The 11950-nt window shown below is 54.7% G+C and carries 10 protein-coding genes and 1 pseudogene; 8 read left to right on the top strand and 3 right to left on the bottom strand.

Annotated features, from left to right (window positions below):
- Positions 1-147: 147 nt before the first annotated feature.
- The 3 genes and pseudogenes from NR201_RS18335 (at position 148) to NR201_RS18325 (ending at position 2591) form a co-directional block, all read left to right on the top strand.
- A complete protein-coding gene (locus NR201_RS18335; RefSeq protein WP_052270788.1) occupies positions 148-558 on the top strand; it encodes an N-acetyltransferase in 411 nt (136 codons plus the stop codon).
- A 24-nt stretch (positions 559-582) separates the two neighbouring features.
- The gene (locus NR201_RS18330) at positions 583-1272 is read left to right on the top strand and encodes a helix-turn-helix transcriptional regulator (RefSeq protein WP_022624038.1); all 690 of its coding nucleotides are present in this window, start codon (positions 583-585) and stop codon (positions 1270-1272) included.
- Between the two features lie 20 nt (positions 1273-1292).
- Positions 1293-2591 (top strand): annotated as a pseudogene (locus tag NR201_RS18325) (cytosine permease).
- 50 nt (positions 2592-2641) lie between these two features.
- Here the strand turns inward: NR201_RS18325 and nudE are convergent.
- Positions 2642-3205, bottom strand: a complete 564-nt coding sequence (gene nudE, locus NR201_RS18320) for an ADP compounds hydrolase NudE (RefSeq protein ID WP_010253151.1) — start codon at positions 3203-3205, stop codon at positions 2642-2644.
- A 391-nt stretch (positions 3206-3596) separates the two neighbouring features.
- Between nudE and NR201_RS18315 the strand changes: the two genes are divergently transcribed.
- From NR201_RS18315 to pckA, 5 genes are all read left to right on the top strand, one after another.
- A complete protein-coding gene (locus tag NR201_RS18315; protein ID WP_010253154.1) occupies positions 3597-5732 on the top strand; it encodes an intracellular growth attenuator family protein in 2136 nt (711 codons plus the stop codon).
- A gap of 57 nt (positions 5733-5789) precedes the next feature.
- On the top strand, positions 5790-6437 hold the full coding sequence (yrfG, locus tag NR201_RS18310; protein WP_033780987.1) for a GMP/IMP nucleotidase: 648 nt from the start codon (positions 5790-5792) through the stop codon (positions 6435-6437).
- A gap of 13 nt (positions 6438-6450) precedes the next feature.
- Positions 6451-6855, top strand: coding sequence for a ribosome-associated heat shock protein Hsp15 (gene hslR / locus NR201_RS18305; RefSeq protein WP_010253159.1), 405 nt, complete (start codon positions 6451-6453; stop codon positions 6853-6855).
- Positions 6856-6904: 49 nt separating this feature from the next.
- Complete coding sequence (gene hslO / locus NR201_RS18300; protein ID WP_010671560.1) at positions 6905-7771, top strand: Hsp33 family molecular chaperone HslO; 867 nt, start codon at positions 6905-6907, stop codon at positions 7769-7771.
- 368 nt (positions 7772-8139) lie between these two features.
- Entirely contained in the window at positions 8140-9759 is a 1620-nt protein-coding gene (gene pckA, locus NR201_RS18295; protein WP_256850060.1) for a phosphoenolpyruvate carboxykinase (ATP), read from the top strand.
- A 39-nt stretch (positions 9760-9798) separates the two neighbouring features.
- Here the strand turns inward: pckA and envZ are convergent, their stop codons facing one another.
- Together envZ and ompR are read right to left on the bottom strand one after the other, a co-directional pair.
- Complete coding sequence (envZ, locus tag NR201_RS18290) at positions 9799-11166, bottom strand: two-component system sensor histidine kinase EnvZ (RefSeq protein ID WP_010253168.1); 1368 nt, start codon at positions 11164-11166, stop codon at positions 9799-9801.
- Complete coding sequence (gene ompR, locus NR201_RS18285) at positions 11163-11882, bottom strand: two-component system response regulator OmpR (RefSeq protein WP_003853014.1); 720 nt, start codon at positions 11880-11882, stop codon at positions 11163-11165. The genes envZ and ompR overlap by 4 nt, the downstream gene beginning before the upstream one ends.
- Positions 11883-11950: the final 68 nt, after the last annotated feature.

The raw sequence follows: 11950 nt of genomic DNA, 5'->3' as shown, positions 1-11950 counted from the left end.
TCAGCTGAACAACGACAACCATCTTAATATTAATTGCGCCTAATAACAGGAGGGATATTAACTCTTGCGCATCGCTTATCATCATGATAAGAATAGAAAGCCCGATATCCTCTATTTTGATTTAATCACCTATGGATACTTTTATATATGGAAATTAAAGTGTGTCATACGCAAGACCCCAAAACTGAAGAGTATATTATTCAGCGACTCTGGCAGCATAATGGACGCTTTGCTGACATCAATATGAAAACGCTGAATGTTATCCTGTATGACGACCAGAAAAATATCCAGGGTGGCCTGTTAGCCCATACCTGGTGTGGCACGCTGGATATTCATTATTTATGGATAGAGGATGCCTGGCGCCTGCATGGCACAGGACGTCAGCTTATGCATGCAGCGGAAGAAGAAGCGCGCAATCGAGGCTGCCATATGTCCATCGTTGACACGTTAAGTTTCCAGGCTCGTGGTTTTTACGAAAAACTGGGTTATCGCGTCTATGGCGAACAGGATGGATATGCGCAGCGCTACGCACGTTATTATCTGGCAAAAAGATTATAATCTGAATGCTTTCAGCGAGGGGCCATGGACAGCCCATACCGTAGTATTGATGATTTCATTTCTGCATTCGCCACCACCATGGATTTATTACCGACACCCTGGGGTTTTAAGAATGCCGCATCGCAGCATCTTTATATGAATGAAGCTGCAAAAATGTATACTGCTACGCCTAAAAGTTATTTATTTGAGGGAAAAAGAGACAGTGAGTTCCCCACGCGCTGGAGTGATTGCGCCGATGAATTCTGCGAGCATGATCAACAGGTAAAATTGAATAACAGTAGCGTGGCCGTGATTGAAACCCACTACTGGTATGGCAACAATTATCTCACTCCTTTTATCAGCGAGAAATACCCTGTTTTCGACAACCGAAATCAGTGGCTGGGCTGCATCTGGAATGCACGTCCGGTGGATAACCTTACGGCAATGAGCTTTATCGATCCCAAAAAATCTTCTGTACTGACGACGCGTCTTGAGCACCCCCTTTTTACCCCCGCCGAGCTGGATGTCATTTTCCTGTTGCTACGGCGATTCAGCGCGAAAGAGATTGCCCGCATCTACAACCTCAGCGTAAAAACTATCGGTAACCGCATCACCACGCTTTATCAAAAAGCGGGGGTGCATTCGCTACAACAATTTGAGAGCTACTGTCGTGCGGAGTCACTGGAGAATTATCTGCCAGAGAGGTTTCTCAGCACAGGCGTTATTTATATATAAACCGGTAAGGAAACCATATTTTGAGTAAATTTGATGATTATCCACTGAGCCCTGTACCTGCAAATAAAAGGCTCTCACTGCTTAGCGTCGCTATTGTGCATATGGGCATGCTGACTGCGCTGGATCAGTTTATGCTTGGCGCGGTTCTGGGCAACAGTATGACGCCGGGCGAGGCGTTTACCGCAATCACTCTGGCCAGCCTGCTATTTGGCGTGCTGACCTTCGCGCTCGGCTATGCAGGGATGCGCGAGGGATTGCCGGGCAGTCTGCTGGCTCGCTGGTGTGGTTTTGGTCGCCACGGCTCAGTGTTCATTGGTCTGCTGGTCGCGGTCAGCCTGCTGGGCTGGTTCGGCATTCAGAATGCCGTTTTCGCCCGATCGCTGAGCTATGCCCTGAACGGCAAACTTAGCTTTGCAGAGTCGGCAGCGCTTTCAGGAGCCGTGTTGACTTTACTAGTTACCTTTGGCTTTAAGGCGCTGCGCTTTACCGCACGCATTGCGGTTCCGCTCTTCATCATGCTGGTCGGCTGGATTTTCTGACACGCTTTCCACGGCCAGTCTGGCCAGATGACGCCGCCGGTTATTGCGAGCGAAACCATTACCGTGAGCGCCGCCATTACCATGGTAATTGGCGGTGCAATCCTGGCCAGTCTGATGACTCCCGACCTGACGCGTTTCTCACGTAACGGTAAAGATGTCTTCGCCATTACGCTGCTGACCATTCTGGCGGGAGAATATGGGATTAATGGGCTGGCAATTCTGATTGCCAGAGAACTGAAGACCTCAGACATCATCGCGATTATTACTCAAACTACCAGCTCACTGGGTTTGCTGGTTGTGGTCTTTTCTACCCTGCGCATTAACGACCTGAATCTCTATTCGTCAACGCTGGGCATCGCCAATGCGATTGAAGGCTTAACCGGCTATAAACCGCGTTATCCTGTGATTACGCTGCTGCTCGGTATGCTCGGCACACTCTGTTCAATTCTTGGGATTCTTGATCGTTTTGTCGATTTTCTGGAACTTCTGGGGGTCATCTTCCCGCCGGTACTGGGCGTGATGATCATTGACTACTATGTGCTGAAAACTGACCGCCAGACGCTGGCGCTGAGCCGCAACAGCAATTCCTTACCGGCAACGTCTCAGCTTATCGGCTGGCCCGCGCTGATAGCCAGTGCAGCGGGCGGAGCTACCGGACTGTTGGTTGAGCGCGGCGTACCGGTACTTAATTCGATTCTCGTGGCATGCGTGGTTTATCTGTTGACCGCCCCACTGTTGAAGCCTGCATCAGCCATACAGGAAAATGCAAGAGCAGAATAAAATCGAAACGCGCCTGCTGACCAGGCTCGTTTCCTTACTTATGCGCTCGCTCAGTAACTCAGCCGCCCCTGCTTCACCAGCCATTCGCGCGCCATAAACAGCGCACTGACATTACGTGCCTCGCGGAAATCGGGCTCATCCAGCAGCGACATCATATCGCTCAGCGGCCAGCGGTGGACAATCAGCGGCTCCGGCTCATCGCCTTCCAGCTTTTCAGCGTAGAGACCTTCCGCCACCACAATGTTCATTTTGCTGGAAAAGTAGGAGGGCGCCATGGTGAGTTTGCCCAGCGTTGTCAGCTGATCGGCACCAAAACCGACCTCTTCTTTCAGTTCGCGAACTGCCGCTTCATTCACGGTTTCACCTGAATCGATCAGCCCCTTGGGGAAACCAAGCTCATAGGTTTCCAGTCCGACGGCATACTCCTGAATCAGGATCAGATGGTCATCAATAATCGGCACAATCATCACCGCTTCACGCTCTGAGGGCTTCATCCGCTCATAAACGCGATGCGCACCATTGCTGAAAGTCAGATCGACCGATTCAATGGTGAATAACCGTGAACGTGCCACGGCGGTGATATTGAGGATGTCAGGTTTTTTTGGAATTTTCATATCAGCCTCAAATTATTTTGCGCCGGCTATCTGGAGCGAATTAGCATACCTAACCACAGGCAATTGTGCGACAGTCAGACAATCACGTTATCGTTACACAGATTACATCGATTGAATAACAGCCTTTGGTTATCACTTAAGACTAAATTTGCATTAGTCAATATGCTGCGATAAGTTTCAGATAATACCGATATTTAATCCAGTCTGAGCCGGTTACCATTCGGACAAGGCAGGGTTTAACAAATGCTAATCAGATATACGCTGGCACTATTTCATCGGGTGTCTGACTCCTCAGGGTTATATAATCTTCCGGAATGCCTCTTTTATAGTGAGCATAACCGAAAGCGAAAGTTTAAAGTGAAGGCAGCATTTTGGCTGAATTGAGCAGAGCATGAGCACAATCTTGATGATCCTGGCCATAGTGCTGACCTGTTCAATCCTGGCAGGCATTGGGTTCTGGTACGCTATGCGGCATCGTCCGCCGTTGGCGAAACCTCTGCCATTTATCAGTCCGCCCTGCCGTAAACTCTCTGCTCAGGAGCGTGAGGCGGTTGATAAGTATGTCGCCGCGCTGGAAAAGCAGCCCCGTACCACGGTGACGACCGATAAGCGCAGCGCGTCCGAACGTCTGACGCTGACGGCACAAAGCAACAATGTCTACCCCGTTACCCGTGCGATTACCCGCTATGGACTCTCTACGGATGATCCCCATAAATGGCGCTACTACCTTGATGAAGTTGAAGTTCATCTGCCGCCGCTGTGGGAGCAGTACATCGCCGACGAAAACTACGTTGAGTTAATCCGCACCCAATCTATTCCGCTGGTGATCTCGCTGAACGGCCACTCGCTGGTGGATTACGCCGTGGATCAGCAATCGCTGCCGACGCTGATGCGTCCGGTGTCGACCAACGCCTCTATCCGCAAAGCGGAAACGGAAAACGTCGAACTGCTGCAGGTGCGCAAAGAGACGCCGGAAGAGTATCGTCTGTCGCGACCAGATGGCACGCGTGAAGCGGTGCTCATCTCTCTTGCCTTCTTACTCTTCTTCTTCAGCCTGTTAGTCCCCGCAACGCTGATGATCTGGCTGGTGCTGACGGGTGCAGTCATGATTGCCGCCAGCCTGTGGCTGCTCTACCGCATTCCGGGTGAGCGCGGCCTGCGTGACATACACTGCCTGCGCGGCGCGCCAAAGCGCTGGGGCCTGTTCAGCGAATCGAACCAGGAGCAGAGCAATATCACACTGGGGATTATTGACCTCGCCTATCCACCACACTGGCAGCCTTATGTCGCGCACGATCTCGGACAGGTGACGGATGTGGAGATCTACCTTAACCGTCAGGTGGTGCGTCAGGGTCGCTTCCTGTCGCTGCAGGATGAAGTCAAAAACTTCCCTATTCAGCGCTGGCGGAAAAACGTGGTGCTGGCCTGTGGTTCACTGATGGTGCTGACCATGCTGGTCACCTGGATCCCGCTCGGCATGCCGATCAAGCTCAGTCTGGCCTGGGCCAGGGGCACCGACAGCCTGGAGGTCAGCAGCGTCGATAAACTCAGCAGCGTGCCCCTGAATATTGGCGACAACCTCAAAGTGAGCGGTACCGGCATGTGTTCGGTGCCGGACAACTATCAGAGCAACCGAAGTTACGCCTTCATGCCGTTCGACTGCTCGGCGGTCTACTGGAATAACGCCACGCCGTTGCCGCAGCCACAATCGGACATTATTGATAAAGCCGCTGCTCTGCTGGAGACCACCACAAAGCAGCTGCATCCGGAAACCAATACCGATCCTAAACTGAATCCGCAGCTGGCCTCCGCGATTCAGAAGTCCGGCATGATCCTGCTGGATGACTTCTCCGATCTGGTGATGAAAACGCAGGATCTCTGTAATCAGCCACAGGATTGTATGCGCCTGAAAAATGCGCTGGTGAACCTGGGCAATGCCAAAGACTGGGAAGCGCTGATGCGTCGCGCAGATTCCGGCCAGCTAAACGGCATGAATGTGCTGCTGCGGCCGGTCAGTGCCGAAGCCCTGGAAAACCTGGTCAATACCGCCACCTCGACCTTCTTTTTCCGCGAAACCCGTCGTGCGGCAGAAAATCTTAACAGCCCGCCGCCAGGGGGGTTCCTGATCGTCAGCGACGAGGGTCGCCAGCTGGTGAATCAGCCTCAGCCAACCGTGTCGCTGTTTGACCTCGATCCGCCCTCTCAGTGGCGCGAACTGCAACGTATCTCCGCCATGCTGCTGCATACGCCTTTCAGCGCCAGCGGCATCATCACCAGCATTTCAACGGATGCCAACGGCACGCGTCACATTGTGCTGCACAATGAACCGGATGCCATGGCGCAATGGCGCTATCTCGGCACCGTATTGCTGCTGCTGGTGCTGTTAACCTGCGGTGTGATCAATGGGTTACTGGCGCTGCGCCGTATGCACCTCAATCGCCAGCGCATGATCGATATCCAGCACTACTACGACAAGTGTTTCAATCATAACCTCGGCACTTTGCAGAGCGTGCGCCCGATATTCTGAGCCCTGCCCTTCTGTGCTACCCTGTCGCCCGGTTTTTTTACAGGGTGAAACATCCGCATGCTCAACTGGTCTGAGATTGATACCGTGCTGCTCGACATGGATGGCACGCTGCTGGATTTGGCATTTGATCGCCACTTCTGGCTGGAGCATGTGCCTGAACAACTCAGTCAGCAACGCGGCATCACCCGGGCGGAAGCCGAAGCGATCATCGCGGAAAAGTATCAGGCCGTCGCCCATACGCTAAACTGGTATTGTCTGGATTACTGGGCAGAAGCGCTGGCGCTGGACATCCGTGCCATGACCTGGGCGATGCGCAGCCGGATTGCGCTGCGTGACGATACGCTGCCTTTTTTGCAGGCTCTGCGCCGTGCCGGCAAGTCCACTATCCTGCTGACCAACGCGCATCCTTACAATCTGGACGTCAAACTGGCGCAGACAGGTTTAGCGCCGCACCTTGATTTATTACTTTCCACCCATACCTTTGGGTATCCGAAAGAAGACCAACGTTTATGGCAGGCGGTACAACAGCACACCGGCATTTCTGCGCCGCGCACGCTGTTTATCGATGATAGCGAAGTGATTCTGGATGCTGCGACGTCATGGGGCATCGGCGAGTGCTTAGGCGTAAAGAACCCCGATTCGGGTCGCCCTGAGCAAATCTTTCAGCGTCATCGCGCCACCGGCGACTACCGGACGCTGATCTGAGTCAGGAGCAGCAATGAAGAAAGAGAAAAGCAGCGAAGAGGTACGCCTCGACAAGTGGCTGTGGGCCGCGCGCTTTTACAAAACCCGGGCGATTGCGCGGGAGATGATTGAAGGCGGCAAAGTGCATTACAACGGCCAGCGCAGCAAACCCGGCAAGGTGGTAGAGCTGAATGCGGAACTGACACTGCGTCAGGGCAACGATGAACGCACCGTGGTGGTGGCGGACATCAGCGCTCAGCGCCGTCCCGCCAGCGAGGCCCAGCAGCTCTATCGCGAAACCGATGCCAGCATTGAAAAACGCGAAAAAATGGCGCAGGCGCGCAAAATGAATGCGCTGACTATGCCCCATCCCGATCGGCGACCTGACAAAAAAGAGCGTCGCGATTTGATGAAGTTTAAATTATCGGGCGATGAATAACGCCGTCTTAGCTGACGCGCCATCGCCCCGTACCAGTGAGAGAAAAAATATGTCAGCCCAGGATCAACTGCACCGTTATCTGTTTGAAAATGCCGCCGTGCGCGGCGAGCTGGTGAACGTCTCTGACACCTGGCGTGAAACCGTAAAGAACCATGATTATCCGGCACCGGTTAAAACGCTGCTGGGTGAGATGCTGGTCGCCACCAGCCTGCTGACTGCCACGCTGAAGTTTGATGGCGAAATCACCGTGCAATTGCAGGGTGACGGTCCGCTGTCGCTGGCGGTGATCAACGGTAACAACAACCAGGAACTGCGCGGCGTAGCGCGCATCAAAGGCGACATCCCGGACGACAGTACCCTGAAAAGCATGGTGGGCAATGGCTATCTGGTGATCACCATTTCCCCTGAAAAGGGCGAACGTTATCAGGGTGTGGTGGGACTGGAAGGTGAAACCCTGGCGGAGTGCCTGGAAGATTACTTCATGCGCTCAGAGCAGCTGCCAACGCGGCTGTTTATCCGCACCAGCGACAAAGGCGCCGCAGGTATTCTGCTGCAGGTGATGCCGGCGCAGGATACGGAGAAAGAGGTTTTCGACCATCTGGCAACGCTGACCGAAACCATTAAAACGGAAGAGCTGATCGATCTGCCTGCGAATGAAGCGCTGTGGCGTCTCTACCATCAGGAAGAGGTCACCCTCTACGATCCGCAGCCGGTGATCTACAAATGCACCTGCTCGCGTGAGCGCTGTGGCGAAGTACTGACCACGCTGCCGCAGGAAGAGGTGGATGAGATCATCGCGGAAGATGGCAAAATCGACATGCACTGCGACTATTGCGGCTCAAACTACGTGTTTGACGCCGTCGATATCGCCGGTATTCGCAGCCACTCCCTTGAGAATAATAACCAGCTTCACTGATTTATCGGGCGGCTTCTGCCGCCCCTTCCCCGCCGCCCATGCCTATCCCCATAATTTTTCAGACAAATTATCTTTTTTTACTTTCATAACATCTTTTAAACGTTCGAAACATAGCCTTAACGCGCCCTGAGTCGCATTTTTAGATCACTGCCCTTTTTCCCTTAACGCAGAAGAGTAAACTGCGCGCGATCGTGCAAACGCCCGGAAGTCAGAGGCAGATGCCCTGAATTGCCCGGTGATCTTTGCAGGCTGTCGTGACGAAGCGCAGTCGACTGTCAGTGATTTGCCGCACCCGATACAACAGCCGGTGGCACGATCCCAACCTATCTCTGCTTTGCAGAACAGACACCGATTTAAGGAGCAGTAAAATGCGCGTTAACGGCCTGACCTCGCAAGACCTTGCCGCTTTGGGCATCGTGGATACCACGGAAGTGGTTTACAACCCTGATTACGACACGCTTTTTCAGGAAGAGACGCGCCCGGACCTCGAAGGTTTTGCTCGTGGCACCCTGACGCAGAGCGGCGCGATTGCAGTAGACACCGGGATTTTCACCGGGCGATCGCCAAAGGATAAGTACATTGTGCGTGACGACACCACGCGCGATACCCTGTGGTGGAACGACCAGGGCACCGGCAAAAACGACAATCAGCCCCTGTCGCAGGAGACCTGGAACGCGCTGAAAAGCTGCGTCACCCGCCAGCTTTCCGGCAAGCGCCTGTTTGTGGTGGATGCGTTCTGTGGTGCCAATGCCGATTCCCGTCTGAGCGTACGTTTTGTCACCGAAGTGGCCTGGCAGGCACACTTCGTGAAAAACATGTTCATCCAGCCTGACGACGCTGAACTGGCCGAATTCACTCCCGACTTTGTGGTGATGAACGGCGCCAAATGCACCAATCCAGACTGGCAGGCGCAGGGTCTTCACTCTGAAAACTTTGTCGCCTTCAATCTGACTGAACGCATGCAGCTGATTGGCGGAACCTGGTACGGCGGCGAGATGAAGAAAGGTCTGTTCGCCATCATGAACTACCTGCTGCCGCTGAAAGGCATCGCCTCAATGCACTGCTCAGCAAACGTGGGTAAAGCGGGCGATGTGGCGGTCTTCTTTGGCCTCTCGGGCACCGGTAAAACCACACTCTCTACCGATCCTGACCGCCAGCTGATCGGTGACGATGAGCACGGCTGGGACGATGATGGCGTGTTTAACTTCGAGGGCGGTTGTTACGCCAAAACCATCAACCTCTCTGAGCAGGCTGAGCCGGAGATCTACCGCGCCATTCGCCGCAATGCGCTGCTGGAAAATGTGGTGGTCCGCGAAGATGGCAGCGTCGATTACGACGACGGCAGCAAAACCGAAAACACCCGCGTCTCCTATCCGATCAATCACATCGACAATATCGTGCAGCCGGTCTCAAAAGCGGGCCACGCGAAGAAAGTGATTTTCCTGACCGCCGATGCGTTTGGCGTGCTGCCACCGGTTTCACGTCTGACACCGGAGCAGACGCAGTATCATTTCCTGTCAGGTTTCACCGCCAAACTGGCGGGGACCGAGCGTGGCGTCACTGAGCCGACCCCCACCTTCTCCGCCTGTTTCGGCGCGGCGTTCCTGATGCTGCATCCGACGCAGTATGCGGAAGTGCTGGTGAAACGGATGGGGGCGTCCGGTGCGCAGGCTTATCTGGTCAATACCGGCTGGAACGGCAGCGGCAAACGCATCTCACTGAAGAATACCCGCGCCATTATCAATGCCATTCTGGCGGGTGAGCTGGATAATGCGCCGATGGAAACGCTGCCGATCTTTAATCTGCAGATGCCGGTTACGCTGGGCGAACTGGATAGTGATACGCTCGATCCGCGTCGTAGCTGGGAGAGTGAGGAGAAGTGGACCGCCGCCGCCGAAGGTCTGGCGCAGCGCTTTATTGATAACTTCGACAAGTACACGGATAACGCCGCAGGTGCTGCGCTGGTGAAAGCTGGCCCGCAACGCTAAAAGAAGCGGCGCGGCAATGAAACTGCCGCGCCGTTTTTATCATCCCGACACGCTGTTGCTGCCGTTGTTGTGGCTCAGCGCCATGCTTTCCACTAACGGCAACCAGGCACGAATGCGTAAACCGCCGCGTTCGCTCTCGCCAATCTCCAGCGAGCCCTGATGAGCATCAATAATACGCTGCACGATCGCCAGGCCCAGACCGGTACCGCTGGTGCTGCGGGCGCTGTCGCCGCGCACAAAGGGCTGGAACAGATGCGCCAGCTGATCCGGCTTGATGCCAGGTCCATCATCTTCCACCTGGAACCAGGCACGATGCAGTTCCCGTCCGCTGCTGACCCTGATCCAGCCATTACCATATCGCGCGGCATTGACCACCAGGTTAGCCAGTGCCCGTTTAATCGACAGCGGGTTGATATCCAGCATTAACTCTTCCGGCATCACCGCATTTTCGATCTCACGTTCATAGCCGCTTTCAGCGGCCACCACTTCGCCCAGCACACTGTTAAGGTCGGCGCGCTCAGTCTGCATCTCCTGACCGGTACGCAGGTAGTCGATGAACTGTTCGATAATGGCGTTGCACTCTTCGATATCTTTATTAATCGATTCGGCCAGGTAGCCATCCTGCTCGCTCATCATCTCGGTGGCGAGACGAATACGGGTCAGCGGCGTTCGCAAATCATGGCTGACGCCCGCCATTAACAGCGTGCGGTCATCTGCCAGTTGCTTCACCCCGGCCGCCATCTGGTTAAAGGCGCGGGTCACCGATCGCACTTCTGACGCGCCATACTCGCGCAGCGGCGGCGGAATAATCCCGCGCCCGACCTGCAGGGCGGCGTGCTCCAGATCCACCAGCGGGCGGTTCTGGATGCGGATAAACAGCCAGGCACCGCCAATCGCCAGCAGCATAATCGCCAGGGTGTAGCGGAACAGCGGCGAGAAGTCGCCCTGATGAATCTCAGTCAGCGGCACCCGCACCCAGATATCGGGCGACAGCCAGGTTTTCAGCCAGACGACGGGCGAGTTTTTGTTAACCTCAACCCGCACATCGGTGGGACCGCCAAGCTGCTGGCCCATCTGCTCGCTCAGGAATTCATAGTGCTGCGCCCATCGTAATCCGCTCTCCTCTGCTGCTGCATTGGTGTAGAGCGAGATCCCCAGTTCGCGGTAGATTTCCCGGCGAAACGCCGGTGGAACTTCCAGCTGCGTGCCATCTTCCAGCTGCAACCGATCGGTCATCAGCATACGAACTTCGTAAGCGAGCACCTTATTGAACTGTTGCAGGCTGGGAAGAATGGCGAAGTTCAGCACCACCAGATAGGTCGTTACCAGGCTGACAAACAGCAGGGTAACGATCAGCAGAAGGGTGCGGGCAAACGAACTGCGAGGCGAGAAGCGCAGTCGCTTCATGCTTTACTGCCGTCCGGCACAAAGACGTAGCCCAGACCCCAGACGGTCTGGATATAACGCGGATGCGCAGGATCCTCTTCCACCATGCGACGCAGGCGGGAGATCTGGACGTCAATCGAACGTTCCATGGCGCTGTATTCACGGCCACGCGCCAGGTTCATCAGCTTATCGCGAGACAGCGGCTCACGTGGATGGCTGACCAGTGCTTTCAGCACCGCAAACTCACCGCTGGTCAGCGGCATCGGCTCATCTTCACGGAACATCTCGCGGGTGCCGAGGTTAAGTTTGAACTTACCAAAGGCGATGATCGCCTCTTCCTGCGAAGGCGCGCCTGGCAGTTCATTAGCCTGACGGCGCAGCACCGCACGGATGCGCGCCAGCAGCTCACGCGGGTTAAAGGGTTTAGGAATATAGTCGTCAGCGCCGATCTCCAGCCCCACGATACGATCCACCTCTTCGCCCTTGGCGGTCACCATAATAATCGGCATCGGGTTGCTCTGACTGCGCAGACGACGGCAGATAGAGAGACCATCCTCGCCTGGCAACATCAGGTCGAGCACCATCAGATGAAAGGATTCACGGGTTAACAGACGATCCATCTGCTCGGCATTAGCGACACTGCGCACCTGAAAGCCCTGCTCGGTGAGATAGCGTTCAAGCAGTGCACGCAGACGCATATCATCATCGACGACCAGAATTTTGTAGTTCTCTTGCATTTTCAACTCCCAAAGGCGCTATTGCCTGAGCCAACATTGTTAAAAAAAGATGCCTTATAGTGACAGTC

The sequence above is a fragment of the Pantoea sp. Fr-CA_6 genome (genome assembly GCF_024520895.1).
GTDB classification, from domain to species: Bacteria; Pseudomonadota; Gammaproteobacteria; order Enterobacterales; family Enterobacteriaceae; genus Pantoea; species Pantoea agglomerans.
Note: the sequence above shows the minus strand (reverse complement) of the source record. Positions and strands in the feature narration are given on the sequence as shown.